General features: G+C 38.2%; 28 protein-coding genes and 2 pseudogenes. 10 read left to right on the top strand and 20 right to left on the bottom strand.

Features of this window, described 5'->3' with window-relative positions; genetic code table 11:
- Positions 1–17 precede the first annotated feature (17 nt).
- From AT689_RS06900 to AT689_RS06880, 5 genes are read left to right on the top strand one after another with little or no spacing between them, the layout of a single operon-like run.
- The gene (locus AT689_RS06900; RefSeq protein ID WP_000708388.1) at positions 18–1,772 is read left to right on the top strand and encodes an ABC transporter ATP-binding protein; all 1,755 of its coding nucleotides are present in this window, start codon (positions 18–20) and stop codon (positions 1,770–1,772) included.
- Positions 1,756–3,477 carry an ABC transporter ATP-binding protein gene (locus AT689_RS06895; protein ID WP_000657845.1) on the top strand — a complete coding sequence of 574 codons (1,722 nt, stop codon included), beginning with the start codon at positions 1,756–1,758 and terminating at the stop codon, positions 3,475–3,477. The genes AT689_RS06900 and AT689_RS06895 overlap by 17 nt, the downstream gene beginning before the upstream one ends.
- Before the next feature lie 10 nt (positions 3,478–3,487).
- Positions 3,488–4,072 carry an MptD family putative ECF transporter S component gene (locus tag AT689_RS06890; RefSeq protein WP_000368969.1) on the top strand — a complete coding sequence of 195 codons (585 nt, stop codon included), beginning with the start codon at positions 3,488–3,490 and terminating at the stop codon, positions 4,070–4,072.
- Positions 4,072–4,767, top strand: coding sequence for an energy-coupling factor transporter transmembrane component T family protein (locus tag AT689_RS06885; protein ID WP_001141950.1), 696 nt, complete (start codon positions 4,072–4,074; stop codon positions 4,765–4,767). Before AT689_RS06890 ends, AT689_RS06885 begins: the two co-directional genes overlap by 1 nt.
- Positions 4,755–6,119 carry an ABC transporter ATP-binding protein gene (locus AT689_RS06880; protein WP_000229356.1) on the top strand — a complete coding sequence of 455 codons (1,365 nt, stop codon included), beginning with the start codon at positions 4,755–4,757 and terminating at the stop codon, positions 6,117–6,119. Before AT689_RS06885 ends, AT689_RS06880 begins: the two co-directional genes overlap by 13 nt.
- Before the next feature lie 454 nt (positions 6,120–6,573).
- Here AT689_RS06880 and AT689_RS13090 read toward each other — a convergent pair.
- The 5 genes and pseudogenes from AT689_RS13090 to guaA form a co-directional block, all read right to left on the bottom strand.
- Positions 6,574–8,042, bottom strand: a pseudogene (locus AT689_RS13090) (IS66 family transposase).
- Entirely contained in the window at positions 8,026–8,220 is a 195-nt protein-coding gene (locus AT689_RS06860; RefSeq protein ID WP_000691855.1) for an IS66 family transposase, read from the bottom strand. Before AT689_RS06860 ends, AT689_RS13090 begins: the two are co-directional and overlap by 17 nt.
- A gap of 234 nt (positions 8,221–8,454) precedes the next feature.
- Positions 8,455–8,742: an IS66 family insertion sequence element accessory protein TnpB gene (gene tnpB, locus AT689_RS06855; protein WP_025173796.1), complete on the bottom strand. Its 288-nt coding sequence runs from the start codon at positions 8,740–8,742 to the stop codon at positions 8,455–8,457.
- The gene (locus AT689_RS06850; RefSeq protein ID WP_001136120.1) at positions 8,723–8,908 is read right to left on the bottom strand and encodes a hypothetical protein; all 186 of its coding nucleotides are present in this window, start codon (positions 8,906–8,908) and stop codon (positions 8,723–8,725) included. Before AT689_RS06850 ends, tnpB begins: the two co-directional genes overlap by 20 nt.
- 303 nt (positions 8,909–9,211) lie before the next feature.
- A complete protein-coding gene (gene guaA, locus AT689_RS06845) occupies positions 9,212–10,774 on the bottom strand; it encodes a glutamine-hydrolyzing GMP synthase (protein WP_000065723.1) in 1,563 nt (520 codons plus the stop codon).
- Between the two features lie 141 nt (positions 10,775–10,915).
- Here guaA and AT689_RS06840 point away from each other — a divergent pair, with 141 nt between their 5' ends.
- The gene (locus AT689_RS06840) at positions 10,916–11,614 is read left to right on the top strand and encodes a GntR family transcriptional regulator (protein WP_000936186.1); all 699 of its coding nucleotides are present in this window, start codon (positions 10,916–10,918) and stop codon (positions 11,612–11,614) included.
- 42 nt (positions 11,615–11,656) lie between these two features.
- Here the strand turns inward: AT689_RS06840 and AT689_RS06835 are convergent, their stop codons facing one another.
- The 6 genes and pseudogenes from AT689_RS06835 to AT689_RS06805 form a co-directional block, all read right to left on the bottom strand.
- Positions 11,657–12,553 (bottom strand): DMT family transporter, encoded by an 897-nt coding sequence (locus tag AT689_RS06835; RefSeq protein ID WP_000071665.1) that lies wholly within the window; start codon positions 12,551–12,553, stop codon positions 11,657–11,659.
- 8 nt (positions 12,554–12,561) lie between these two features.
- A complete protein-coding gene (locus AT689_RS06830; RefSeq protein ID WP_000872220.1) occupies positions 12,562–13,497 on the bottom strand; it encodes a serine hydrolase domain-containing protein in 936 nt (311 codons plus the stop codon).
- On the bottom strand, positions 13,494–14,219 hold the full coding sequence (locus tag AT689_RS06825; protein ID WP_001102214.1) for a CppA family protein: 726 nt from the start codon (positions 14,217–14,219) through the stop codon (positions 13,494–13,496). The genes AT689_RS06830 and AT689_RS06825 overlap by 4 nt, the downstream gene beginning before the upstream one ends.
- An 83-nt stretch (positions 14,220–14,302) precedes the next feature.
- Positions 14,303–14,938, bottom strand: coding sequence for an SGNH/GDSL hydrolase family protein (locus tag AT689_RS06820; protein WP_000290648.1), 636 nt, complete (start codon positions 14,936–14,938; stop codon positions 14,303–14,305).
- Position 14,939: 1 nt separating this feature from the next.
- Positions 14,940–15,767 (bottom strand): HAD family hydrolase, encoded by an 828-nt coding sequence (locus AT689_RS06815; protein ID WP_000972921.1) that lies wholly within the window; start codon positions 15,765–15,767, stop codon positions 14,940–14,942.
- 21 nt (positions 15,768–15,788) lie between these two features.
- Positions 15,789–16,860, bottom strand: a pseudogene (locus AT689_RS06805) (CapA family protein); the annotation flags it as partial.
- Positions 16,861–17,364: 504 nt separating this feature from the next.
- Here AT689_RS06805 and def point away from each other — a divergent pair.
- Entirely contained in the window at positions 17,365–17,976 is a 612-nt protein-coding gene (def, locus tag AT689_RS06790) for a peptide deformylase (protein ID WP_001272941.1), read from the top strand.
- Between the two features lie 44 nt (positions 17,977–18,020).
- Positions 18,021–18,749, top strand: a complete 729-nt coding sequence (gene rlmB / locus AT689_RS06785; protein ID WP_000855749.1) for a 23S rRNA (guanosine(2251)-2'-O)-methyltransferase RlmB — start codon at positions 18,021–18,023, stop codon at positions 18,747–18,749.
- 38 nt (positions 18,750–18,787) lie between these two features.
- Here rlmB and trxB read toward each other — a convergent pair whose 3' ends face one another.
- The 7 genes from trxB to AT689_RS06750 form a co-directional block, all read right to left on the bottom strand.
- Positions 18,788–19,699, bottom strand: a complete 912-nt coding sequence (gene trxB / locus AT689_RS06780) for a thioredoxin-disulfide reductase (RefSeq protein WP_000272302.1) — start codon at positions 19,697–19,699, stop codon at positions 18,788–18,790.
- Between the two features lie 65 nt (positions 19,700–19,764).
- Positions 19,765–19,989 carry a DUF4059 family protein gene (locus AT689_RS06775; RefSeq protein WP_000926600.1) on the bottom strand — a complete coding sequence of 75 codons (225 nt, stop codon included), beginning with the start codon at positions 19,987–19,989 and terminating at the stop codon, positions 19,765–19,767.
- A gap of 77 nt (positions 19,990–20,066) precedes the next feature.
- Entirely contained in the window at positions 20,067–20,810 is a 744-nt protein-coding gene (locus AT689_RS06770) for an amino acid ABC transporter ATP-binding protein (RefSeq protein WP_000590986.1), read from the bottom strand.
- Positions 20,810–21,610 carry an amino acid ABC transporter permease gene (locus tag AT689_RS06765; protein ID WP_001102484.1) on the bottom strand — a complete coding sequence of 267 codons (801 nt, stop codon included), beginning with the start codon at positions 21,608–21,610 and terminating at the stop codon, positions 20,810–20,812. Before AT689_RS06765 ends, AT689_RS06770 begins: the two co-directional genes overlap by 1 nt.
- Positions 21,611–21,767: 157 nt before the next feature.
- Positions 21,768–22,124, bottom strand: a complete 357-nt coding sequence (locus AT689_RS06760) for an arsenate reductase family protein (protein ID WP_000889093.1) — start codon at positions 22,122–22,124, stop codon at positions 21,768–21,770.
- 12 nt (positions 22,125–22,136) lie between these two features.
- Complete coding sequence (locus AT689_RS06755; RefSeq protein ID WP_001170353.1) at positions 22,137–22,649, bottom strand: methylated-DNA--[protein]-cysteine S-methyltransferase; 513 nt, start codon at positions 22,647–22,649, stop codon at positions 22,137–22,139.
- A complete protein-coding gene (locus AT689_RS06750) occupies positions 22,649–23,143 on the bottom strand; it encodes a GNAT family N-acetyltransferase (RefSeq protein WP_000405832.1) in 495 nt (164 codons plus the stop codon). The genes AT689_RS06755 and AT689_RS06750 overlap by 1 nt, the downstream gene beginning before the upstream one ends.
- A 134-nt stretch (positions 23,144–23,277) precedes the next feature.
- Here AT689_RS06750 and AT689_RS06745 point away from each other — a divergent pair, with 134 nt between their 5' ends.
- Both AT689_RS06745 and trhA read left to right on the top strand, forming a co-directional pair.
- Entirely contained in the window at positions 23,278–23,724 is a 447-nt protein-coding gene (locus AT689_RS06745; protein ID WP_000858730.1) for a DUF1836 domain-containing protein, read from the top strand.
- Positions 23,721–24,368 (top strand): PAQR family membrane homeostasis protein TrhA, encoded by a 648-nt coding sequence (trhA, locus tag AT689_RS06740; RefSeq protein ID WP_001097986.1) that lies wholly within the window; start codon positions 23,721–23,723, stop codon positions 24,366–24,368. Before AT689_RS06745 ends, trhA begins: the two co-directional genes overlap by 4 nt.
- A 20-nt stretch (positions 24,369–24,388) precedes the next feature.
- Here trhA and pdxT read toward each other — a convergent pair whose 3' ends face one another.
- Complete coding sequence (gene pdxT / locus AT689_RS06735) at positions 24,389–24,970, bottom strand: pyridoxal 5'-phosphate synthase glutaminase subunit PdxT (protein WP_000689945.1); 582 nt, start codon at positions 24,968–24,970, stop codon at positions 24,389–24,391.
- The gene (pdxS, locus tag AT689_RS06730) at positions 24,971–25,846 is read right to left on the bottom strand and encodes a pyridoxal 5'-phosphate synthase lyase subunit PdxS (protein WP_000138517.1); all 876 of its coding nucleotides are present in this window, start codon (positions 25,844–25,846) and stop codon (positions 24,971–24,973) included.
- Positions 25,847–25,990: the final 144 nt, after the last annotated feature.

Below are 25,990 nucleotides of genomic sequence, written 5' to 3'. Positions count from 1 at the left end.
AGAAAGGAGATATGCTTATGAAGATTTACAAAAAACTATTTGCTTATGTCCAAGATAAGAAATATCTTGGGGTTTTGGCCATAATTTTTTCTGCTATATCTGCTCTACTTACAGTATATGGATATTATTTAATCTACAAATTTCTAGATAAGTTAATAATTAATTCAAATTTATCCGGTGCAGAGAGCATAGCATTAAAATCTGTTATTACACTAACAAGTGGAGCGATATTTTATTTTGTCTCAGGAATGTTTTCACATATCTTGGGATTCAGGCTTGAAACAAATTTAAGAAAAAGGGGAATCGATGGTCTGGAAAAAGCAAGTTTTAGGTTCTTTGACTTAAATCCATCTGGTCAAATAAGAAAGATTATAGATGACAATGCTGCACAAACTCATCAGGTGGTAGCACACATGATTCCCGATAGTTCTCAGGCAATAATCACACCCGTACTTGTACTTGCACTTGGCTTTATAGTAAGTATAAGGGTTGGTATAACTTTGCTTGCTCTTACTATAATTGGCGGCTTAATTTTAGGGGCAATGATGGGCGAGCAAGAATTTATGAAGATATACCAAGAATCCCTATCTAAACTAAGTGCTGAAACTGTTGAGTACGTGAGAGGAATGCAAGTTGTAAAAATATTTAAAGCAAATGTAGAGTCATTTAAAAGCTTTTACAAGGCTATAAAAGATTACTCAAAGTATGCTTATGATTATTCCCTATCTTGTAAAAGGCCTTATGTTTTGTATCAATGGTTATTTTTTGGACTGATTGCAATTTTAATTATTCCTATAGTTTATTTTATGACTAGCTTAGCTAGCGCAAAGGTGATTTTACTTGAGCTTATCATGATTTTATTTTTATCAGGAGTTCTCTTTGTTTCATTCATGAGAATGATGTGGTACTCCATGTATATTTCTCAAGGAAATTATGCAGTAGATACTTTAGAGGCGCTTTACGAAGATATGCAAAAAGACAAATTAGTGCATGGTAATGTCAATAATTTTAAAAACTATAATATAGAATTTGAGAATGTTAGCTTTGCTTATAATGATAAAGCTGTCATTGAAAATTTATCCTTTAATTTAGAAGAAGGAAAGTCCTACGCACTTGTCGGTTCATCTGGATCAGGCAAATCAACAGTAGCAAAACTTATATCAGGTTTTTACAATGTTAATGAAGGAAGCATAAAGATAGGCGGGATAGCAATAAGTGAATATTCTGACGAAGCCTTAATTAAAGCCATTTCCTTTGTTTTTCAAGATTCAAAATTATTCAAGAAGAGCATTTATGATAATGTAGCTTTAGCTAATAAAGATGCGACGAAAGATGACGTTATGAGAGCCTTAAAATTAGCAGGATGCGATTTAATATTAGACAAATTCCCAGAAAGAGAAAATACAATCATAGGCTCAAAAGGTGTTTATTTATCCGGTGGAGAAAAACAAAGAATTGCAATTGCTAGAGCAATTTTAAAGGATTCCAAAATTATTATTATGGATGAAGCATCAGCATCTATTGACCCAGATAACGAGTTTGAATTGCAAAAAGCTTTTAAAAATCTTATGAAGGATAAAACAGTTATCATGATTGCACACAGGCTATCTACAATTAAAGACCTTGATGAAATTATTGTCATGGATAGTGGAAAAATTATAGAAAGAGGGTCTGACAAAGAATTAATGTCAAAAGATACAAGGTATAAGATCCTGCAAGAGATGTTTAACAGTGCGAATGAATGGAGGGTTTCAAATGAAAGAGTTTTATAAAAAAAGATTTGCTCTTACAGATAGAGGAGCAAGAAATTTAAGTAAAGCAACACTGGCTTCATTTTTCGTTTATTGTATAAACATGCTTCCTGCCATATTACTTATGATTTTTGCTCAGGAAGTTTTGAAAAATATGGGCAAAAGCAATGGCTTTTATATAGTATTCTCAATTTTGACTTTGATAGCAATGTATATTTTGCTTTCTATCGAATACGATAAATTATATAACACAACCTATCAAGAAAGTGCAGATTTAAGAATAAGGACAGCGGAGAATTTATCAAAATTACCTCTATCTTACTTTTCTAAACATGACATTTCCGACATTTCACAAACAATCATGGCTGATATTGAAGGCATAGAGCATGCAATGAGCCACTCAATACCAAAGGTGGGCGGCATGGTACTGTTTTTCCCATTAGTATCTGTAATGATGCTAGCGGGCAATGTCAAGATGGGTTTAGCTGTAATTATTCCATCTATTTTAAGCTTTATATTTATACCTTTATCTAAAAAATATCAGGTTAATGGACAGAATAGATATTATGATGTCTTAAGAAAAAACTCAGAAAGCTTTCAAGAAAATATCGAAATGCAAATGGAGATTAAAGCATATAATTTATCGAAGGATATTAAAGATGACTTATATAAAAAAATGGAAGATAGTGAGAGAATACACTTAAAGGCGGAAGTAACTACAATTTTAACTTTGTCTATATCTTCAATATTTAGCTTTATATCTCTTGCTGTTGTGATATTTGTCGGCGTAAATCTAATTATTAATAAAGAGATAAATTCTCTCTACCTTATAGGATATTTACTAGCTGCTATGAAGATAAAAGACTCTTTAGATGCATCTAAAGAGGGCTTGATGGAAATATTTTATTTATCGCCCAAAATAGAAAGATTAAAAGAAATTCAAAATCAAGATTTACAAGAAGGCGATGACTATAGCTTAAAAAAATTTGATATTGATCTAAAAGATGTTGAGTTTGCCTACAATAAAGACGCAAAAGTTTTAAATGGTGTAAGTTTTAAAGCTAAGCAGGGAGAGGTCACTGCTTTGGTAGGTGCAAGTGGCTGCGGTAAAACAACTATCTTGAAACTTATATCAAGACTTTATGATTATGACAAGGGACAAATCTTAATCGATGGCAAAGATATAAAAGAAATATCAACAGAATCTCTTTTTGATAAGGTCTCTATAGTTTTCCAAGATGTGGTTCTCTTTAATCAAAGCGTTATGGAAAATATTAGAATCGGAAAGCAAGATGCAAGTGACGAAGAGGTTAAAAGAGCAGCAAAACTTGCAAATTGCACAGATTTTATAGAAAAAATGGATAAAGGTTTCGATACAGTTATTGGTGAGAACGGAGCTGAGCTATCAGGAGGAGAAAGACAAAGATTATCAATAGCCAGAGCCTTCTTAAAAGATGCGCCGATATTGATCTTAGATGAGATAACAGCAAGCCTTGATGTTAACAACGAGAAAAAGATTCAAGAGTCTTTAAATAATTTAGTTAAAGATAAAACTGTTGTAATCATTTCACATAGAATGAAATCCATAGAAAATGCAGACAAGATAGTAGTTCTTCAAAACGGAAGAGTAGAAAGCGAAGGTAAGCATGAAGAGCTTTTACAAAAATCAAAAATTTACAAAAATTTAATAGAAAAGACAAAAATGGCAGAAGAATTTATTTATTAGGAGGACTACAATGGATAATAAAAAATTAAAAGTAAAAGATTTAGTAAGTATCGGTGTTTTTGGCGTAATTTATTTTGCCTTCATGTTTGGAGTTGGTATGATGGGCTTGATTCCAATATTGTTCTTAATATACCCGACAGTATTAGCCATAGTTGCAGGAACTGTTGTTATGTTATTTATGGCTAAGGTTCAAAAGCCATGGGCACTATTTATATTTGGTATGATATCACCACTTGTGATGTTTGCAGCTGGTCATACCTACGTAGTTGTGGTTTTATCACTTATAGTAATGATAATAGCAGAATTAATTAGAAAGATTGGTAATTATAATTCATTTAAATACAATATGCTTTCTTATGCAATCTTCAGCACATGGATATGTAGCTCTTTAATGCAAATGCTTTTAGCAAAAGAAAAATATATGGAGTGGTCTTTGATGACGATGGGAAAAGATTATGTTGATGTATTAGAAAAGTTAATAACTTATCCTCACATGGCTTTAATAGCCTTAGGTGCTTTCTTAGGAGGAATTCTTGGAGCATATATAGGCAAGGCTCTATTGAAAAAACACTTTGAAAAAGCAGGCATCGTATAATGCCTACTTTTTCTTCAAATGCTCCCTTTAATCCCAATCCGATCTCTAAGATATTAGTCGTATTTATCACAGGCTTAACTGTTATGCATAGCATAAACATCCGTTTTGAGCTGGCAATTGTTTGTCTTATTGGTATTTTGCTTTATTTGAATGGATACAAAAAAACACTTTTCAAATGGATTATATTGTGTGGGATACTTTACTCCTTGCCTAATTTTATGGTGTTATCTGAATTAAACCCTATAGTTAAGATGTTTTTGAGTATACCTATTGTTATTAGAATGTTTATTTTACCATTTATGGCAGCAAGCTTTATGATAAAGACCTCGGATGTAGGCGCAATAATTTCATCGATGGATAAGCTTAAGATTTCAAAGAATGTATCCATACCTATTGCGGTTATGTTTAGATTCTTCCCATCTTTTAAGGAGGAGAAGAAAAACATCAAAATGGCTATGAGAGTAAGAGGGATAAATTTTAAAAACCCAGTCAAATATCTTGAATATGTTTCTGTGCCACTACTCATTATATCATCTAATATATCAGATGACATTGCAAAAGCGGCAGAAACAAAGGCAATAGAAAATCCAATTGCCAAGACCAGATACATTCGCGTAAAGATACAGCTAATTGATTTTGTTTATGTTTTAGCGGTTGCTGGACTTATTGTGGGAGGCTTAATATGGTTGAAATAAAAAATTTAAGTCTTGATTATGGTGAAGAGCATATATTAGATGATATATCACTATCCATAGCCGAGGGAGAGTGCGTGCTATTTACAGGAAAAAGTGGAAATGGTAAGTCATCTTTAATAAATTCAATCAATGGACTAGCTGTAAGGTATGATAACGCAAAGACAAAGGGCAAAATAATTATTGATGGTAAGAATATAAAAAATTTGGAACTTTATCAAATCTCAATGCTTGTTTCAACTGTTTTTCAAAATCCTAAGACATATTTTTTTAATGTCAATACGACATTAGAATTATTATTTTATTTGGAAAATATCGGTCTTGCAAGAGAAGAGATGGACAGGCGTTTGAAGGATATGCTTGAGATATTCCCGATAAAAAATCTTTTGAACAGAAATATATTTAATCTATCCGGCGGTGAAAAACAAATTCTTTGCATTGCAGCTTCTTATATAGCAGGTACAAAGATTATAGTTATGGATGAGCCTTCATCGAATTTAGATATTAAAAGCATAAGTGTTTTGGCAAAGATGCTAAAGATATTAAAAGAGAAAGGCATAAGCATAATTGTTGCAGAACATAGAATTTATTATTTGATGGACATAGTTGACCGTGTATTTTTAATAGATAAAGGAAAGCTTAAAAAAACTTATACTAGAAGGGAATTTTTAAAGCTAGATAAAAATGAATTAAATGCTTTAAGTTTAAGAGATAAAGAATTAAGTAAATTAAAAGTTCCTTATTTAAAAGAAGGTGGAGAGTATCAGATAAAAAATCTTAGCTACAAATTTACTGATGATGAGTGTTTAAGCTTAAAAGATATTTCGTTCAAGCTTGGGAAAATTTATGGCATAATAGGATCCAACGGACGAGGAAAATCAACGCTTTTAAGATGTTTAATAGGTCTTGAGAAAAAATCAAAAGAAGAAATTTATTTTAAGGGAGAGAAGCTATCTAAAAAAGAAAGACTCAAAAACTCTTCACTTGTTATGCAAGATGTAAATCATCAATTATTCACAGATGAAGTATTCAACGAGCTTAGATTAGGAGTAAAGAATTTTGATGAAGAAAAGGCGAAAATCATTTTAAAAGATTTATGCCTGGACGAATTTATTGAAAGGCATCCGATGAGTTTATCAGGAGGGCAAAAGCAAAGGCTTGCAATAGCATCTGTTATGTGCAAGAATTCTCCATTTGTCTTTTTTGACGAACCTTCAAGTGGTATGGATTATTCCAATATGATAAAAATATCTGAACTGATTAATAAGTATAAAACCATGGATAAAATAATTTTTATTGTTTCCCATGATATAGAATTTTTAAATGAAGTGGCAGATGAAATTTTTGAATTGTAAAATAGAGTCTGTTAAACATGTCTATAGAACTAGTAAATTGTCTAAAAATTTAAAAGATACTAACACATATTGATATTTATTAGAAAATTAACTTCAGGATTTTTACAGTATTTATAAACTTTATAATATGTATTTATAGTATTAATAATTTCCATATCTTTAGGGAAATTATTTATTTACTTACCATAATTAAAGAGATGAGAGATAAATATCGGCAGTCTTCGGACTGCCTTTATTTTTTTACTTAATTTAATGCAGTAAATCATACGATTGAAAGGAATCTGCGTTATATGCTATAATTAGGTAGTTAATCTATACATTTAGAAAGGTAAAATATAGAATTGGAGAATGATATGGGATTTTCATATAATAAATTGTAACCGCCCAATAACGAAGTCTATTGAAAAATCTCCAGACTAGAGAACTCACGGATAGTTCCTAATCTGGAGATTTCTTATTTGTACTTTTCTTGTACAACTTTAGTCCATGGTAAATAGGCCTCTAAAACCTCTTTGTTTACGAGAGTTTCCTCGTTTGGAAGACATTCTAGAAGATAGGATAGATATTTCTCACTATTTAGTTGATGACGTTTAGCTGTTTCCAACAAGCTCATAATAATAGCTCTTGCTTTAGCTCCTTCAAAACTTTGAGAAAATAACCACCCTCGCTTTTTTAAACTGAGCTCAGGCTAAAAGAGTCCACTGGACTCTTTTACTCCGTCCCATAACCAATGATTTAATGGCGCGTTCAGCTAGATTATTGGAAAGGACCAGATGGTCCGTCTTTCAAAATAGTCTTAAAGGTTTCTTCATACTTGAGGCTGTATTCAATTGCCCTTCCTAGTTTTGAACCTGCTAAAACTGACTGACGGCGGCACCAAGCAAAGAAGTCTTCCATTAGGGGCTGGAGATGTTCTTGACGTTTCTGTAGTCGTTCATCAGCTGGCAAAGCCTCCCAGTCTCTTTCCAAGGAAAATAACTGATCACAATAAGCTAAACCTTTAGCTCCTAAGGATGATTTATCTGCTTGCTTGGGGGTCGCTTCAAAAAATTTCCTTCTCACATGCGCCCAACATCCAACAAGTTCAGCTTCTTCCAGTTGACGATAAGCTTCTAGCGGTTCGCAGTTTACCAAGCTTAGCGTCGCCTTGCTCCTAAACCTTGGACTGCTATCGCATAGGCAGAACTAGAGGACTAAAGTCCTAAGTTACTGCCGCAACATGTCACAATGAACATAGCCAGAATAATCTCCTAGGAATTCTTGTACTACTGAACCACTTCGACACTGATCATGGTGGTAAAGCGTAATCCCTTGTTTCTCTGCTTTACCTGACAAAAAAATCCAATAGTAAGTCAGCTGACTATCACTTTCTAGAACACGATAAGAGGTTTCATCCGCATGAAGAAGAGCTTGTTCTAACAACTTTTCTCGTAAAAGATTATAAAGGGGCTCCAAATAGTATTGACTCGCCTTGATATGCCAATTAGCAATTTCCTTACGTGTGATTGGTAAACCCATCTTAGCCCAATCTTCTTCTTGGCGATAATTGGGTACCTTCAGATTAAACTTCTGATGGATGGTGTGAGCGATAATAGAAGCTGAGCCAAGGCTATGCGCCAAAGGGGCTTTAGGAATAGGAGCTTTCACGATTTTATCACTCGGATTTTTATCACTGCATGCTTGGCACTTATAAGCGTGTTGGATATGATCTATTCGTTTTAATTGCGCAGGAATAAAGACTAATTCTTGTCGTTGAAGGGTTGCTCCAATCTCTTTTAGATCTCCCTGACAATCAGGGCAAATGCTCTCTTCTACTTGATGATAAACTTCTTCTGAATCAAATTGGGCAAGAAGAGCTTGGCGTTTCCCTTTAGATTTCTTACGTTTATAGGTGATTTCTTCTCTTTCAACTGGGTAAGTCAGAGTCTTCTTCCATATTTTGTTCCTCTTCAAAAAGACTGAGTTGTCCAGATGGGCAAACACTTTTCTCAGAGGATTTTCCATAGAGCTTTTGCGTTAGATAAGCCACTTGTTCACGAAGAAGGGCAAGTTCATTGGTGAGACTATCAATTGTAGCACTCTGTTGTTGAATGATTTTCAATCTTCTTCCATGGGCTTCCTCTCCTTATTTCCTAACTTTATTATAACTAAAAAGAAAGTCCTCATTTCAATAGAAATCACGACTTTCTGATGGATTTATAGTAAAATGAAATAAGAATAGGACAAATCGATCAGGACAGTAAAATCGATTTCTAACAATGTTTTAGAAGCAGAGGTGTACTATTCTAGTTTCAATCTACTATATTTTTGGAGTGATAGAAAAGCCCTTCATAAGCTAGTCTACTTGTTCAGGTGCGAGAGCTTTGACATCCTTTTCTGTACTTAGCCAAGTCAGTTTTCCGTTCTCAAAGCGTTTATATAGTAGCCAAAATCCTTGACCATCCCAGTAAAGGGCTTTAAAGCGGTCTTTACGTCCACCACAAAAGAGAAAAACTTGACCTGAGAAAGGATCTAATTCAAAGTGGGTTTTAACCAGATAAGCCAGTGAATCAATGCCTTGCCTCATATCCGTTTTCCCACATACGAGATAGACCTGTCCTAGGCTAGATAGATGAATTGTCATAGAGCAACACCTTATCCAAAAGCTGTTCTACCATTTCGAGATTGAGAGATTGAAAAAAACTTACTTCAAGCTTGCCAATACGAATTTTAAGCAGAATATCATTTCTCTTTTTAGAATCAAAAAGACGAGATTGTGGAATCTCTACAGGAACAATAGGTTGTGGCATTAAAATATCCTCCAATAGTTTTACTTTACTAATAGTATACAGGAGGAGCTCCATGAATGATAGATACCTTGTTATGACGCGCTTACTATATTAGAAAGTTGGCTCTCTAATTAAATTAATTCTCATTATATATATCAAAAGACCGCAGCTTGAAAACTACGGTCTAATTTTTTGTCCAAATGTAAACCACTTGGAACTATTATTCAATTTATTCTTTTTAGTAAATGTTCCCGTTTTAATCCCAGTTACAGTTTTTAATCCTCTGTAACCGTTGATTTTACAAAGCTTTTAATTTTTTTGCGATTATTCCCACTCAACTGTTGCAGGTGGTTTACTTGTAATATCGTAGACGATACGGTTAACATGATCCACTTCATTTACGATACGTACTGAGATTTTTTGAAGTACTTCCCATGGAATTTTGGCAAAATCAGCAGTCATACCATCGATAGAAGTGATAGCACGGATTGCAATCGTGTAGTCATACGTACGACCGTCACCCATAACACCGACTGAACGAACGCCTGTGTTAACAGTGAAGTATTGCCAAATATCGCGGTCAAGTCCAGCTTTAGCGATTTCTTCACGAAGAATAGCGTCTGATTCACGAACGGTTTCAAGTTTCTCTTCAGTGATTTCACCCATGACACGGATAGCAAGTCCTGGTCCTGGGAATGGTTGGCGCCATACGATATGGTCTGGCATACCAAGCTCTGTACCAAGAGCACGAACTTCATCCTTGTAAAGAGTATTGAGTGGTTCAATCAATTCAAACTGCATATCTTCTGGAAGACCACCCACGTTGTGGTGTGACTTGATAGTTTGAGCTGTATCCGTACCAGACTCGATAACATCTGTATATAAAGTACCTTGAGCAAGGAATTTCACATCTTTGAGCTTGCTTGCTTCGTCATCGAATACATAGACAAACTCGTTACCGATGATTTTACGTTTTTGTTCAGGGTCAGAAACGCCAGCAAGTTTGTCAAGGAAACGTTTAGCAGCGTCTGCTTTGACAATATTCAAACCAAACTTACCACCGAGCATGTCCATAACTTGATCAGCTTCGCCTTTACGAAGAAGACCGTGGTCTACGAAGATACAGATCAATTGATCGCCAATCGCTTTTTGGAGAAGAACCCCAACGACAGATGAGTCAACACCACCTGATAGACCAAGAAGGACACGTTTATCACCGACGGTTTCACGAATTTTTTTGATCTGCATGTCAATGAAATTATCCATTGACCAGTCACCTTTAGCCTTACAAATGTTAAGGGCAAAGTTACGAAGGATATCATTTCCGTATACAGAATGACGAACTTCTGGGTGGAATTGGATACCGTAAATGTGTTTATCTGGGTTTTCGATGGCTGCGTATGGGCAGTCAGCTGATGTACCTGTACGAACAAAGTCAGCAGGAATCTCAGTAACCGCATCACCATGGCTCATCAAAACAGTCTGTTCATCAGGTGTTGATTCAAAAAGCGCTGATGGTGTGTGAGTTAGGGTTGATTGACCGTATTCACGATTTCCAGCATCACCTGCAGGAACAACTTTTCCTCCAAGTTTATGGGTCAATAACTGCATACCATAACAGATTCCCAAAATTGGAATTCCGAGTTCGAAGATTTCTGGGTCAATATCAAATGAACCATCTTCATATACAGAATTTGGACCACCTGATAGAATAATTCCTACAGGATTGACTTCACGAACTTCAGCAGCTGAAATTTTATGGCTTTTTAGTTCTGAAAAAACACCAATCTCACGGATACGGCGTGAAATCAGCTGGTTGTACTGGCTACCATAGTCCAATACGATGATTTTTTCTACATCTTGCAAATCAGTTGAAATGTTGCTCATCTTTTTCCTTTCTCAAAAGAAATATCTTTTCTCAATATTCTATCACAAATAAGGGCGAATTACCAACTAAACAAGGCGAAGTTTGACTTTTTCTAGTTTATTGGGGTACAATAGAGAAAAGATAGAAATGAAGTGAAAAATATGCTACCTGCTTATATGAAAATCCATGATCAGATAAAAAAGGATATTGACGAGCACCGTTGGGCTATTGGTGAGAGGCTTCCCAGTGAAAGAGATTTAGCTGAGCAGTTTGCGGTCAGTCGCATGACCCTCCGCCAAGCTGTATCTCTATTAGTCGAAGAAGGCGTCTTAGAGCGCCGTGTAGGAAGCGGCACTTTTGTTTCCAGTACTCGAGTACAAGAAAAGATGCGAGGGACAACCAGTTTTACTGAAATTGTCAAATCCCAAGGTAAAGTTCCCTCTATCCAGCTCATTTCCTACAAAAAAACCATTCCCAATGAGCAAGAAGTTGCCAAGCTAGGAATTTTTCCAACGGACAATATTATCCGAATGGAGCGGGTCCGCTATGCCGACCAAGTTCCCCTAGTTTATGAAGTTGCTTCTATTCCTGAAAAATTCATTAAGGACTTTAAAAAAGAAGAAATCACCAGTCATTTCTTCCAAACCTTGCAAAAATATGGCTATCGTATCGGCAAATCTCAACAGACCATCTATGCTCGCCTTGCTAAAGAAAAGATTGCCCACTATTTGGAAGTTGAAAAAGGACATGCTATTCTTGGATTGACACAGGTTTCCTACCTAGAAGATGGTACTGCTTTTGAATACGTAAAAAGTCAATATGTAGGCGAACGCTTTGAATTTTATCTTGAAAATAATTAGATTACCACGCAAAAACTCTCTGTCACGGACAAAGAGTCTTTTTTATTTTTCTAAGAATAAATCTTTCAAAGAAATCAAAGTTACAGCAAACAATATCATTGCCATACCAAGAAAATCAATGGGATAAAATTGTTCATTCATTATTAAGAAGGCAAAGAAAATCGCCGATATTGGCTCAATTGAAGCCAACAAGCTTGACTTGACCGGTCCTATCAGACTGGCTCCTTTAAGGAAAGCTGTATAGGCAAAGACAGTCCCGATAAGGATAATGCCTGCAAACGCAAGGAGAAAATCAAGACTAGTCGGGATATCGGCCTGTAGAACCCCTGTAAAAGGAAGAGCGACCAAACCTGCTATGACCATTCCCACACCAATGACCAAGCTGCTCCCCCACTTTTTAATCAAGGCTATGGGTAAAATGATATACAGAGCATAAGTAAAGGCAGAAAAGAGACCCCAGAACAGACCAGCAGGTGTCATGGATAACTGGTCCAACTGCCCATGTGTTGCGATCAGGAAGGTTCCTCCGATGGCGAATATGATGGAAACTATCTCTCCCAGTGTCGGTGCCACCCTATCCTTGATACAGCTATAAATTAAAATTCCGACAGGACAAACATACTGAAGCACCGTCGCTGTTCCCGCATTGGTCTCCTGAATAGCAGACAGATAGGCGAATTGGTTGAGAAAAAGACCAATCAGAGCAAAAATAAGAAGAGACAGCAAACTCTTTCTATCCTTTAAAAAGACCAGTATTTTATCCTTTGCAGTAGCATAAGCCAAGAGCATGAGAATTCCACCAGCGATTAAAAGACGCAAGTTGGTCAAGACCAGAGCCGAAATTCCGTGTGCCATTAGGTATTGGCCACTCGTTCCTGACAACCCCCAAGCAATACCAGCCACAACTGTTAGTAAAGTCCCTTTTAAACTATTTGACATGTCTCTCCTTACTCTTCTTTGCGAATCAAGTTCATCACTTGATTGCGGTCTAATATCCATTGAGCTCTCTCGTCCTTTTCATAGGTACGATTCGATAGGAAAATAGTGGCTTCTTGCTTCTGACGATTCCACATGATAAAGGTACCTGTATAGCCCGTATGGTCTAGCCAATCTCCTTCCAAATTCCATGCTAAAGAACGTTCCTTGTCATCCAAAGGAGAAAAATTTTGACTTAAGTCTCTTGCAAAATCATCTGCTAAATAGTGTTCTAAAAAGATTTGTAAATCCTTTATAGTCGAAAATAAACCAGCACTTCCAGCATGTCTACCCAGGAGACGAGCCTTGGGATCATGCACTATGCCTGCCTCTACACCTCTAACTGTTGGAACAGCAAGCTCAACTGACCCAAACTTGGTTTCCGTCATTCCCCAAGGTTTCCAGACTTGATCCTTTAAAATCACATCCAAATCTTGATTAAAAATTCTTTCCAAAATAAAGCCCAACAGCAAAAAATGGACATCCGAATAAAGAAAGGCTGGCTGACTTCGTCTGTTGAGATGAAACATCGCTTCCTTTAATTCAGGGGCTGTTAAAAGATCACGATTAGGAATAAAAGGATCAAGGTCTGTTGCATGAGTCAAGAGCTGGCGAATAGTGATGTCTGGATAATCACTCTCAGGTAAAAAATCTATTACCAGTCTATCAATATCTAATTGACCTATTTCCCACAAGAAGGTACAAACTGTGCCAACCCCAACAACCTTGCTGACACTAGCTAGGTCATAAACTAGTCCTGCCTCAGTCTGCAAGCCATGCTCTGGGTCACTCTGGCCTAAATAGAACTCTGTCCATTGATTGTCCTTAAAATACGCAAAAGAGGCTCCGGGATAAATCCCTGCCTCGATTTGTTCTTCTATTTTTTTAATGATCTTGGTCCACTTCATACTTCTTCAAACCACAATTCAACATTATTTCTATCTTTACCAAGGAAGAATTTTTCAGACTTAGGAATAAAATATTCAATAGACTCAAACTTCTGGCGAAGACTTGCTATGTCTAATTCATTGACCAAGAACTTGAGCATAGATAAGTCCCAGGTAACCGTATTGTCCACAGTCAAATCCTGCCCCTGAGCTGGAATAAAATCAAGGGATGCCCCAATTTCAGATGATTCCAAGAAACTTTCGATATCAGTTGGGAGATGTAATTCCATAGAAATCTCAAATTTACTTAAAGAAATTGATGCCAAATCTGTTTGAAATTCAGGCTTTTCTCCTACTTCTACTAGACTTGCTCTGTCATCTTCCGCATGAATCAAAATCAAATCATCTTCTGGTGAGAAAATTTCAAAAGCGTAGCCATTTTGACCTTTATATAATCGATGAATCGAATCTGTTTTAGATAAGATTCCTTCAATTTCTAAGGGATTTTCCACCTTGACAATCAATCTAGCTAGTTTTTTTCTTCCCTCTACCTTACGAGTACGCATACTGGGAGCTTCTTCTAAAACCAGCTTTTCAAGACCCGTTTGGTCACCTAGTGACAGAAAGGCCGATTCTTCTAACAAGGCCTTCATTCCAAGGGTTTCAATATAAAATGTTTCATTTAATTTTCTATTATTAGCTTTTAAAGTAGGAATAATCCGTACAATCTGATTTACATTCATAAATTCCTCCGTCACTTTTTATTTTAAAGGATTTTAGAATTTTTTACAAGATATTATGCTCAAATTTAACATTATTTAGCTATTTAGTAAAGATAGTCTTTCAAGGCTTTTGACAAAGCCTGATAACCAGCAATACTGAGGTGCAGTCCATCAGTTGTATATTCTTTTTTGAGTTGGCCTGCTTGGTCTGTCAAACAATCAAATACTGGCACAAATTCCACCTGCATATAGGCAGATGCAAGCTCTTGATAGGCTTGATTCCAGTTCTGAATTTTTTCATTCGAGCGGATATAGACTGCCTGCTGGTACTCCTCTCCCTCATTGACAGGCAAAATGGAAAGCAATTTAATCTCTGTCAATGGATAATCGCGAGCAACGGATTGAATGATAGCTTCGAGATTATTGAGAGCCTCATTCACAGGAACATCCTTTCCGATATCATTTGTCCCAATCAGAAGAAAAATTTTATCTACTGCTCCACCATATAGATGAGCATCAAGGTTCTCTAGTAACAGTCCTGTCTGATAGCCACGAATTCCTCGATTGACAATCGTCTTTGAAGTCCCAAATAGTTCCTGTAGAGGATAATACTCGACAATGGAATCCCCAATAAAAAGAATGTTTGGTTCTACAACAGAAATGTGATTTAGGTGACGATACTTGGTTTGGATTTTTTCTTGTTCCTTTAGGAGCCAATTTTCTAATAACTGTACTGCCACTTCATTCTCCTTTTTCTAACCAGTTTTCCAAGACTTGATAAACTCCTCCTTGGCTGTTGGCTGGTGCTAGAGCAGTCGCCACAGCTTTGGCTTTCTCATCAGCATTTTCCATCGCATAGGCAATTCCAGCCATTTCAAGCATTTCAACATCATTTTCACTATCACCAAAAGCCATGATTTCTTGGGATTTCAAGTCCCAGCGCTTGAGTAATTCCTCCAAGCCCCATGCTTTATGAATCCCAGCTTGGAGGATATCAATGCAACCATAGCCACTGGATACAGCTCGGACACGGCCATCAAAGAGAGCATTGATTTCTTCCAAAACCGAACTCAAACGTTCCTCACCAACAACCATGCTCATCTTGAGCACACCACCAAAGAGGTCAGATGTTAATTCATCCACAAATTGCATCCGTTGGTAGAATTTTTCAATCATTTCTGGAATCATAAAACTTTCAAGATCTGTAAAAATCGTACCTTCCTTGACAAAATCACCCTTCATCCCCGTTACAACAAACTGGTCCTGACACGCTCGACCCTTGAAATGAGCCAAAGCCTTGTTGACAATGGCGTCATCCCATGTCTGAGCCTGAATCAATTCATTGTTTTCAAAAATACGAGCGCCATTAGCAACAACCAGAACCACTCGATCCACCAAGGGACTCAGTAGTTGTCTCATGCGGTGAATTTCATTGCCCGTCGCAATGACAAAACGAATGCCCCTTTGATCCAACTGATCTAAAATCTTTTCCAATCGTGGGAGATCAAGCTGACCCCTAGCATCCAGCAAGGTCCCATCCATATCTGTCGCAATTACCTTAATCATCATTTACTTTCCTCTGGATTCAAGCTAATACCACTTCAATCCCACATGTTCATTCATTTCTTTATAGGCTGTATCAATTCGTTCCTTAGTCGCTTCATCTAACTGGTCACGATGACTGCCACCCCTCTATAAAATCTTCCAAAATATAAGTTTGGTAATGATACAAGGGATATCCTTCTGGTGAAAAGGTTCCCTTTGGTGTTCGATTGACCCAAGTAGGATGAGCTTTAGCTGTTCCGATAGTTGTTTTTCCATCCTTCTTCTTGATGGTGACATCCATGAGAACACCACGTTCAGTCCACTTAGCATTCTCTTCATCTCCCATAGATTCAATTCGTTGATTGGAAATGAAGTTCCCCATTTAATAGACAATGAGCTTCTTATCTCCATCTTTTTCCACCGTTTCAGATGGTTCAACAACGTGAGGATGCCCTCCAAAGATAATATCCGCTCCCCAATCGATCATCTTGTGATAAAGAGCTTTTTGTTCTTCAGTTGGTTCCAATCGATACTCAACACCCATCTGAGGCATGATAATGGTGATATCTGCTTCCTTCTCTGCCCGTTCAACTTCAGCCTTTATCTTATCTTCGTTTAAATCTGAAAGATAACGATTATAGTCTTCCTGAGAAATATACTGCTCAATTCCATTGAAACCATAGGAATAGGCTAACAATGCAACCTTGATAGCATTCACTTCCTTAATGACCAGCGGAGCCTGATCACGTGGTTCGTGCGTATAAACTCCGATTGGAGTGATTCCAGCTTTCTCAATAATATCGGCCATTGAAATAACTCCCTCAATTTGCGAATCCAAAATATGATTATGAGCTAAATCCAGCACATGATAACCTGCCTCCTTAATAGCATCCATAACTTCAACAGGAGCATTAAAGAGAAGATAACCCGCTAAATAATGATCCTTATTAATGGTTCCTTCAAAATCACCAATAGCTAAATCTGCTTGCTTGAGCCAAGGAGTCACATACTCAAAATTTTCATGAAAGTCATAGGTACCGTCTTCTTTTTTAGCTGAAAAGAAAAGTCCATCGTGGTATAGCAAATCCCCGTGGGCCATAATTCTGGCAGTTTTTTCCTCTTCCTACTCCTGAGACTTTTGCTTAGTCCCCTCTTGAGAAATAGTATCTCGTTTTTGACTAGTCAAGGGATTCCTTGGAAGCTTTCAAACAACAAGACCAAGCCCATTGATAAACCAACTGCTAGCAAGAGTATCGCCACAAATCCCTTATTGCTCCACTTGCGATAACTCCTAAAAAGTTTACCAAGCCCTTCATAAAACGAAAAGCTAAACCACCCTGATTTCGATTTTGTCTTCTTTGTATCTTCATTCTCCCTACTTTCTTATGCAAGCCTTTTCTTTTTATTATATCACAGATAAGTATTTCTTTCACAATTGAATTGAACTTCCTATCTATTTTCTATAAATCCTAAATGCCATAATGCTTTCAATCCTTGTCATTTTGTGATATCATGTAGAGGTAATGAAAGGAAATGAACTAATCCACAGTGGCTTATTCCAAGTATACCACTTGGGCTTTGGCAGTAGCTAACTGCACTAAACATAATATAAGGAGAGAAAATGTCTGCAATAGAACGTATTACAAAAGCTGCTCACTTAATTGATATGAACGATATTATCCGTGAAGGGAATCCTACTCTACGCGCGATTGCTGAGGAAGTCACTTTCCCCCTATCTGACCAGGAAATCATCCTAGGCGAAAAGATGATGCAATTCCTTAAACATTCCCAAGATCCTGTCATGGCTGAAAAAATGGGACTCCGCGGTGGTGTTGGACTGGCTGCTCCCCAGTTAGATATCTCAAAACGCATTATCGCTGTTTTGGTACCTAATATTGTTGAAGAAGGCGAAACTCCACAGGAAGCCTACGATTTGGAAGCCATTATGTACAATCCAAAAATCGTCTCTCACTCTGTTCAAGATGCTGCTCTTGGCGAAGGAGAAGGTTGCCTGTCTGTTGACCGTAACGTGCCTGGCTATGTTGTTCGCCATGCCCGCGTTACTGTTGACTACTTTGACAAAGATGGAGAAAAACACCGTATCAAACTCAAAGGCTACAACTCCATTGTTGTTCAGCATGAAATTGACCACATTAACGGTATCATGTTTTACGATCGCATCAATGAAAAAGACCCATTTGCAGTTAAAGATGGTTTACTGATTCTTGAATAAAGAAAATCCCGTTGCAAGACGGGGTTTTGTGTTATAATAGAGGCATGAAAACAAATGATATTGTCTATGGTGTCCACGCCGTTACCGAAGCCCTCCTTGCAAATACAGGAAACAAACTCTACCTCCAAGAAGATCTCCGAGGTAAGAATGTTGAGAAAGTCAAGGAACTAGCTACAGAAAAGAAGGTGTCCATTTCTTGGACATCAAAAAAATCTCTCTCTGAGATGACTGAAGGTGCTGTTCATCAAGGTTTTGTTCTACGAGTGTCTGAATTTGCCTATAGCGAGCTAGATTACATCCTTGCAAAAACACGCCAAGAAGAAAATCCACTTCTATTGATTCTAGATGGTCTAACCGATCCCCATAATCTGGGTTCTATCTTGCGAACAGCCGATGCGACCAATGTTTCAGGTGTCATCATTCCCAAGCACCGTGCTGTCGGAGTAACTCCTGTCGTTGCCAAAACAGCCACAGGTGCTATTGAACACGTTCCAATTGCCCGAGTGACAAACCTCAGTCAAACCTTAGATAAACTCAAGGATGAAGGCTTCTGGACCTTTGGAACGGATATGAACGGTACTCCTTGCCACAAGTGGAATACAAAAGGGAAAATCGCCCTCATCATCGGAAATGAAGGAAAAGGCATCTCTAGCAACATCAAAAAACAGGTCGATGAAATGATTACCATTCCGATGAATGGACATGTTCAAAGCCTCAATGCCAGTGTTGCTGCAGCCATTCTCATGTACGAAGTTTTTCTAAATAGACTATAAAAAAGTTTCCAGTCATCTGATTGGAAACTTTTTTATGATTAACTATGTTCTGTGATAAACTTGTAGGCTTCTTGACCAGCGATAGCTCCATCTCCAACTGCTGTTGTTACTTGGCGAAGGTCTTTCAAGCGAACATCTCCAACTGCAAAGATACCGTCGACTGCAGTCTTCATGTGGCTATCTGTCACAATCCAGCCTGCCTGATCTTGGATATTCAATTCTTTAACAAAATCGCTAAGAGGGTCCAAACCAACATAGATAAAGACACCACCGAAGGCTTGCTCTGTCACTTGACCTGTTTTCACATTTTCAAAAACGACAGATTCTACTCTGTTTTCACCCTTGATTTCCTTCACTACAGAATCCCAGATAAAGCTGATTTTTTCATTCGCAAAGGCGCGATCTTGTAAAACCTTTTGGGCACGAAGTTGGTCACGACGGTGAACAATGGTAACAGTCTTAGCAAAACGAGTCAAGAAGAGGGCTTCTTCAACAGCTGAATCTCCACCACCAACTACCAATAAATCTTGGTCACGGAAGAAAGCACCATCACACACAGCACAGTAAGAAACACCACGACTGTTCAGTTCTTCTTCTCCAGGCACTCCCAAAGGACGGTGTTTAGAACCAGTTGCTACGATAACTGTACGTGTTTCATATGTTTGGTCATCAGTCATCACTTTCTTAAAATCACCATGGTCTTCGACATTTTCAACATAACCATAAATGTGCTCAACACCAAGATTTTCAAGTGGTTCAAACATCTTTTCAGCCAATTCAGGTCCACTAATATTAGCGTATCCTGGGTAATTTTCGATATCAGATGTATTATTCATCTGACCACCTGGCAGACCACCTTCAATCAAAGCTACTTTTAGATTGCTTCGAGCAGCATACAAGGCCGCAGTCATCCCTGCAGGTCCAGCACCGATAATAATAGTATCGTACATATAGATTCCTTCTTTCTTGTTGTAACTATCTTTATTCTAACTCTTTCTTGTCAATCACGCAAGGATTATGCCTTGAAAACAAGAATTAAACTCATAACCGCAAAGGATAATACTGGGACAACCAAGACTCCAATCATAATCATATCATAGAGATGGGCTTGGCGAGCCCTGGCTGTCTTATCAACTCCCGACATGGCTCTCAGACCAATCCAAATCCCTAAAAAAATCAGAACAAGGATGGTGGTCAAGATCAAACTCTCGAAATATAAAGAAAATAGTTGCAGTAGCATGATTTCTCTCATTTCTATCTTTTTTAAAGAGTAAACTCAGCTAGTCCAACTAACTGAGTTTTCCTTTATCTATTATATCAAATATAAGTCCGTTTGTAACTAGCGAAGAATTCTTTTGTCCGCTCTTCTTTAGGGGTGTGGATAATCTCATCCGGAGTTCCAGACTCGATGATTTTCCCCTTATCTAAGAAGAGAATTTTATCCGCAACTTGGGCTACAAAGGACATGTCATGACTGACCAAAATCATGGTCTGACCTGACTTAGCAGCATCTGCAATAGACTTTTCTACTTCACCGACCAATTCTGGGTCAAGGGCTGAAGTTGGTTCGTCTAAGAGCAAAACATCTGGTTTCATAGCAAGCGCACGCGCTAGGGCAACCCGTTGCTTCTGTCCACCTGATAAATGGCGAGGATAATGGTTTTCACGGTCCGAAAGCCCAACCTTAGCCAACTCTTCCTTGGCAATCTTAGTCGCTTCTTGGTCAGATAATTTCTTGACAACAACCAAGCCTTCTTTCACATTATCAAGTGCTGTTCGACGTTCAAATAAATTAAACTGTTGGAAAACCATAGACAACTTACGGCGTAGGGCAAGGATTTCTTCTTGAGTGATTTTAGAAAAATCAACTGAAAAACCATCAATCTGAATAGAGCCACTGTCAGGTGTTTCAAGATAATTGAGACTGCGAAGAAAGGTTGATTTTCCAGCTCCTGAAGAACCAATCAAGGCTACAACTTCCCCTTTTTGAATATCCAAGTTCAGATGATCCAAGACAGTCTGTCCTGAAAAGGATTTGCTTAAATTCGAAATCTTAATCATTAACGAAGGTCTCCTTTCACATCTGTTTGCACTGTATCAGGTGCAGAAATAGCCATTTTTCTCTCGATGAAACGACCGAGGCTTTCAATTCCGATATTGACTACCCAATAAACAAGGGCAACAGAGATGAAGCGTTCAAAATAGCGATAATCAGCTCCACCTAGAATCTGAGCTTGGGCAAAGACTTCCACAACACCCGCACTAAAAGCTAGAGATGTTCCCTTGGTCAAACCGATGAGGGAATTAATCAAGGTTGGAGTAGCTACCACCGCTGCATTAGGAATAATCACTCGTCGATAAACTTGCGCTCGGGTCATACCCAGACTGCGCGCCGCCTCAATCTCACCAGGATTAACTGAGAGAATGGCTGCACGAATGGTTTCACTAGCATAAGCTGCCTCATTAAAGGCAAAAGCGACAATCGCAAAAGCTGCAGCTGGAATCGCATTGATATTGAGACCAGTTCCCCATTGCTGATTGAGGGCTTTCAAAGCCAAAGGGATTCCGTAGTAGGTCAACATGAGTTGCACCAAAATCGGTGTCCCTTTTAAGAAACTAACAAAGAAGGCCTGCAAGGGATATAAAATCTTGACACGATTGATCTTCACAATGGCAAAAAGAAGCGCCAAAACCAAGCCAAAAAGGGCACCACCAATTGTCAACATAATTGTTGTTGGAAGTTGTTGAACAATTCTAGGGATTCCATCAAAGACCGAACGTAGGCTAAACAGCTTGCCATCCGGAATCAATTGCATCAAGTTTTGGTACCAATCTGATGCTAAAATCGTTGGAACATTCATAAAAACATCCTCTTCTGATAATGATTCATTCTACCATGCTTCTGCCGTCAATGAAATTATTTGCTACGGTCAGATACAGACTTTGTCTACCTACTAGTTTATCATACTTTGAAACAGGGAAGTTATATATTTTATCTATCAAAGAGATAGATAAAAACTATTTCAGTCCCAGTTCTTCATAAGATTTTCGATAACCGATTTGCTTAACAGTTCCATTTTCTACTAAAATGGGCCGTTTTAACAACATACCGTCACTTGCTAGCAACTCAGCCGCTTCTTGGTTTGACAAACTTCCTACCTTATCTTTTAGCCCTAATTCACGGTATTTGATACCACTGGTGTTGAAAAATTGCTTCAATTCAAATCCTGAGGTTTCTAGCCAATTCAAAATGACTTCTTGGCTAGGTGTTTCTTCCACGATATGGACGGCTTTATAGTCCACACCTAATTGATTTAATTCTTGTTTTGCTTTTTTACAAGTTGAACATTTGGGGTATTCGATAAATTCTAACATGTGCTTCTCCTTCTATTTGTTTATATCTTTAAAATCTACGCCTTCATGCTCCAAGAGCCAAGCTTTCTTTTCCACTCCTGCAGCATAGCCTGTCAGACGCTTGCCTGCTCCCAACACACGATGACAAGGTACTAGGATAGACCAAGGATTGCGTCCCACTGCTCCACCAATTGCTTGAGCAGAAGCCACTTGCAGGTCTTGAGCAATTTGTCCATAGGTCACTGTCTGACCATAAGGAATGCCCTGTAAATAGTCCCAAACTCTCTTTTCAAAATTCGTTCCGATTGGCGCCAAGAGCAAGTTGGATAAATCCTGAGGCTTGCCTTTAAAGTAATCATCTAAGCAAGCAATAACTGGGTCTAAAATAGGATGACTAACAACTTCTTCTATCGTTTCATCTCCTAGTCTCCTCTCAAAATGCTTCTGCTCCTGAACCCAAATTCCATACAAATAATGGTCATCAGCTACAAGTGATAGAATACCAATTGGTGAGGAGTAGAGTATTTTTACATACTTCTTTTGCATTATTTCTTTAATTTTTGATAGGCCAAGCGTTCGCCATCTACTGGCACCTTACCAACTTGTTTAAAACCAAGTTTTTCAAAAATATGTTGCATAACCTTGTTTTCAGCATGCGTATCTGAGCGAAAATCAAGATAATCAAAACCTTCAATCAAGCCCTCTAAGAAGGTTTGAGCAACTCCTTTTCCCTGCACATCTGCTGCCACAGCAATACGGTGAAAGACTAGATACTCTGACTCTCCAGCTTGCCAGTTTCCCTCATAAATAGCTTCATAGGCCTCCTCTGGACTCTTGGTCACAGCAGCATAGGCTAGCAGTTCTCCCTCTTCCAAGGCTACGTAGGCTTGCCCTGAGATGATATCATCGATAATAACATCTGCATTTGGATAGCCATTTTGCCACTGGTCACTACCAGCATCTGCTAAACATTTTTTGGCATCCTCCATCACCTGCATGATGGCATCTACTTCATTTGGAAAAGCTAAACGAATTTCCATCTTTTTTCCTCATTTCTGACTAGTTTCTCCCATCATAGCATAATTTAAGTATTTCTACAAGCAGTTAAAACTTGACTTTGTGTTTTTGTTATTTTATAATCTAGTTATCAAAACTATATAAAAAGGAGTTGAAAATGAAAACTACCTTTTCCTACCCAAAATGGGCAGAAATTCCAAACATTGACCTCTATCTGGACCAGGTTTTGCTCTATGTCAATCAGGTCTGCGCCCCTATCTCTCCTAATAAAGACAAGGGCCTAACAGCATCTATGGTCAACAATTATGTGAAAAATGGTTACCTGACAAAGCCTGACAAAAAAAAATACCAACGCCAACAGATTGCCCGTTTGATTGCTATCACAACCCTCAAGTCTGTATTTTCTATTCAAGAAATAGCCCAGACACTTAATACTCTACAAACTCAAGCAAGTTCAGACCAACTCTACGATGCTTTTGTGGACTACATGAACCAAGGAATTGACCCAGCTAACCCTATTATCCAAACCAGCTGCCAAACCGTCAAACTCTATCATCAAACTCTAGACTTAATCGATCATACTCAAGAGGAGGTAATCCAATGAACACTAGTCTTAAACTCAGCAAACAACTCAGTTTTGGAGAGGAGATTGCTAATAGCGTGACCCATGCTGTGGGTGCAGTCATCATGCTTATCTTGCTGCCTATTTCATCCATCTATAGTTATGAAGCACACGGATTTTTATCCTCTATCGGCGTTTCCATTTTCGTCATCAGTCTCTTTCTCATGTTCCTATCATCCACCATTTATCACTCTATGGCCTATGGTTCGACCCACAAATATGTTTTGCGAATCATTGACCATTCTATGATTTACGTTGCCATTGCCGGCTCATACACGCCCGTTGTCTTGACCTTGATGAATAACTGGTTTGGCTATCTGATTATTGTCATCCAATGGGGAACGACCATCTTTGGTATTCTCTATAAAATCTTTGCTAAAAAGGTCAATGAGAAATTTAGCCTTGCTCTTTACCTGATTATGGGCTGGTTGGTTCTGGCTATCATTCCTGCCATTATCAGTCAAACGACACCCGTTTTCTGGAGTCTCATGGTAACTGGCGGACTCTGTTATACAGTTGGAGCTGGATTTTATGCCAAGAAAAAACCTTATTTCCACATGATTTGGCATCTCTTTATCCTAGCTGCGTCCGCACTTCAATACATCGCTATTGTTTATTACATGTAAAAAAGTTGAGAAATTCAATCTCAACTTTTTTCTTTACACATATTGATAAAGTACTGGTGCAAGCGCACATCATCAGTCAATTCTGGATGAAAAGAACTTACCAACATATTTTTTTCTTGGGCTGCAACAATTTGATTGTTCACTGTTGCTAGAATTTCTACACCCTCACCAACACTACTGATAATCGGACCACGGATAAAGGTCATTGGAATCTTGCCAACTCCCTTACATTCTGCTTCCGTGTAGAAACTTCCTAATTGGCGCCCATAAGCATTACGCTCGACCACCATATCCATAGTTCCTAGATGACTCTCTTTCTGAGAAGTGATTTCCTTAGCCAGCAAAATTAAGCCCGCACAGGTCCCAAACACTGGTAAGCCAGATAGAATGGCTTCTCGGATGGGAAGTAGCATGTTCTGGTCACGTAAGAGCTTGCCCATGGTTGTAGACTCACCACCAGGCAAAATCAAACCCGACAAGTCACTCTGATCTTGCTGAAAATCATCTAGATTTCTGAGTTCTACACTCTCGACACCTAATTGATCTAGCACTTTTGCATGTTCTGCAAAGGCCCCTTGCAAGGCCAATATTCCAATTTTCATCTATTTTCCTCGTTCAGCCATGAGAATTTGGATTTCATTTTCATTAATACCAACCATGGCTTCTCCTAAATCTTCAGAGATTTGAGCTAGGATTTGAGGATTACGGAAGTTAGTCACAGCCTTAACAATGGCACTCGCTCGTTTAACAGGATCTCCTGACTTGAAAATACCTGAACCGACAAAGACCCCCTCTGCCCCTAATTGCATCATTAACGCAGCATCTGCTGGCGTTGCAACACCTCCAGCAGCGAAATTTACAACTGGCAATTTTCCATGTTCATGAACATATTGGACCAATTCTACAGGGACTTGCAAATCCTTGGCAGCAACATAAAGCTCGTCCTCACGTAAGTTTTGAATGCGGCGAATTTCCTGATTCATCATACGCATATGACGAACAGCTTGGACGATATCCCCTGTCCCTGGTTCTCCTTTGGTACGAATCATGGAAGCACCTTCAGCGATACGACGCAAGGCTTCACCCAAATCCTTAGCACCACAGACAAAAGGAACTTGGAATTCTTTCTTGTCCACATGGAAACGGTCATCAGCTGGAGATAGAACTTCACTCTCGTCGATATAATCAATTTCAATAGCCTCTAAAATCTGAGCTTCAACAAAATGCCCGATTCTGACCTTAGCCATTACTGGAATACTAACCGCTTCTTGGATTTCCTTAATCATCTTTGGGTCGCTCATGCGGGAAACTCCTCCAGCTGCACGAATATCAGCCGGAATTCGTTCCAAGGCCATCACAGCTGCCGCACCAGCAGCTTCTGCGATACGAGCCTGTTCAGGATTCTGCACATCCATAATAACACCACCCTTGAGCATCTGTGCCAAGTTTTTATTTAGTTCATAACGATTTTCAGTCATTTGTTTTATCCTCATCATTTGTATTGGTAGCTACCTTTTCATTTTAAGTCAGAACAGAATGAAGCACAAGATAAAAAAACTATAATTGTATGGGGACAGATTGGCTAAAAACTATCTGACCTTAACTTAAGGCCAGATAGCTCA

Source organism: Streptococcus pneumoniae (assembly GCF_001457635.1).
GTDB lineage: Bacteria > Bacillota > Bacilli > Lactobacillales > Streptococcaceae > Streptococcus > Streptococcus pneumoniae.
The sequence above is the reverse complement of the archived record's forward strand: the minus strand, read 5'-3'. Positions and strand labels throughout refer to the sequence as shown.

Bases quoted from the DNA above. Each gene is read 5' to 3' on its own strand.
- AT689_RS06885 (WP_001141950.1), top strand. From the start codon at position 4,072: ATGCCTACTTTTTCTTCAAATGCTCCCTTTAATCCCAATCCGATCTCT.
- AT689_RS06835 (WP_000071665.1), bottom strand. From the start codon at position 12,553: ATGTCAAATAGTTTAAAAGGGACTTTACTAACAGTTGTGGCTGGTATT.
- AT689_RS06765 (WP_001102484.1), bottom strand. From the start codon at position 21,610: ATGAATGTTCCAACGATTTTAGCATCAGATTGGTACCAAAACTTGATG.
- rlmB (WP_000855749.1), top strand. From the start codon at position 18,021: ATGAAAACAAATGATATTGTCTATGGTGTCCACGCCGTTACCGAAGCC.
- AT689_RS06815 (WP_000972921.1), bottom strand. From the start codon at position 15,767: ATGATGATTAAGGTAATTGCGACAGATATGGATGGGACCTTGCTGGAT.
- AT689_RS06770 (WP_000590986.1), bottom strand. From the start codon at position 20,810: ATGATTAAGATTTCGAATTTAAGCAAATCCTTTTCAGGACAGACTGTC.
- AT689_RS06760 (WP_000889093.1), bottom strand. From the start codon at position 22,124: ATGTTAGAATTTATCGAATACCCCAAATGTTCAACTTGTAAAAAAGCA.
- AT689_RS06900 (WP_000708388.1), top strand. From the start codon at position 18: ATGAAGATTTACAAAAAACTATTTGCTTATGTCCAAGATAAGAAATAT.
- AT689_RS06745 (WP_000858730.1), top strand. From the start codon at position 23,278: ATGAAAACTACCTTTTCCTACCCAAAATGGGCAGAAATTCCAAACATT.
- tnpB (WP_025173796.1), bottom strand. From the start codon at position 8,742: ATGACAATTCATCTATCTAGCCTAGGACAGGTCTATCTCGTATGTGGG.
- trhA (WP_001097986.1), top strand. From the start codon at position 23,721: ATGAACACTAGTCTTAAACTCAGCAAACAACTCAGTTTTGGAGAGGAG.
- AT689_RS06775 (WP_000926600.1), bottom strand. From the start codon at position 19,989: ATGCTACTGCAACTATTTTCTTTATATTTCGAGAGTTTGATCTTGACC.
- AT689_RS06880 (WP_000229356.1), top strand. From the start codon at position 4,755: ATGGTTGAAATAAAAAATTTAAGTCTTGATTATGGTGAAGAGCATATA.
- AT689_RS06895 (WP_000657845.1), top strand. From the start codon at position 1,756: ATGAAAGAGTTTTATAAAAAAAGATTTGCTCTTACAGATAGAGGAGCA.
- def (WP_001272941.1), top strand. From the start codon at position 17,365: ATGTCTGCAATAGAACGTATTACAAAAGCTGCTCACTTAATTGATATG.
- AT689_RS06750 (WP_000405832.1), bottom strand. From the start codon at position 23,143: ATGGAAATTCGTTTAGCTTTTCCAAATGAAGTAGATGCCATCATGCAG.
- guaA (WP_000065723.1), bottom strand. From the start codon at position 10,774: ATGAGCAACATTTCAACTGATTTGCAAGATGTAGAAAAAATCATCGTA.
- trxB (WP_000272302.1), bottom strand. From the start codon at position 19,699: ATGTACGATACTATTATTATCGGTGCTGGACCTGCAGGGATGACTGCG.
- AT689_RS06850 (WP_001136120.1), bottom strand. From the start codon at position 8,908: ATGCCACAACCTATTGTTCCTGTAGAGATTCCACAATCTCGTCTTTTT.
- AT689_RS06755 (WP_001170353.1), bottom strand. From the start codon at position 22,649: ATGCAAAAGAAGTATGTAAAAATACTCTACTCCTCACCAATTGGTATT.
- AT689_RS06840 (WP_000936186.1), top strand. From the start codon at position 10,916: ATGCTACCTGCTTATATGAAAATCCATGATCAGATAAAAAAGGATATT.
- AT689_RS06830 (WP_000872220.1), bottom strand. From the start codon at position 13,497: ATGAAGTGGACCAAGATCATTAAAAAAATAGAAGAACAAATCGAGGCA.
- pdxT (WP_000689945.1), bottom strand. From the start codon at position 24,970: ATGAAAATTGGAATATTGGCCTTGCAAGGGGCCTTTGCAGAACATGCA.
- AT689_RS06890 (WP_000368969.1), top strand. From the start codon at position 3,488: ATGGATAATAAAAAATTAAAAGTAAAAGATTTAGTAAGTATCGGTGTT.
- pdxS (WP_000138517.1), bottom strand. From the start codon at position 25,846: ATGACTGAAAATCGTTATGAACTAAATAAAAACTTGGCACAGATGCTC.
- AT689_RS06825 (WP_001102214.1), bottom strand. From the start codon at position 14,219: ATGAATGTAAATCAGATTGTACGGATTATTCCTACTTTAAAAGCTAAT.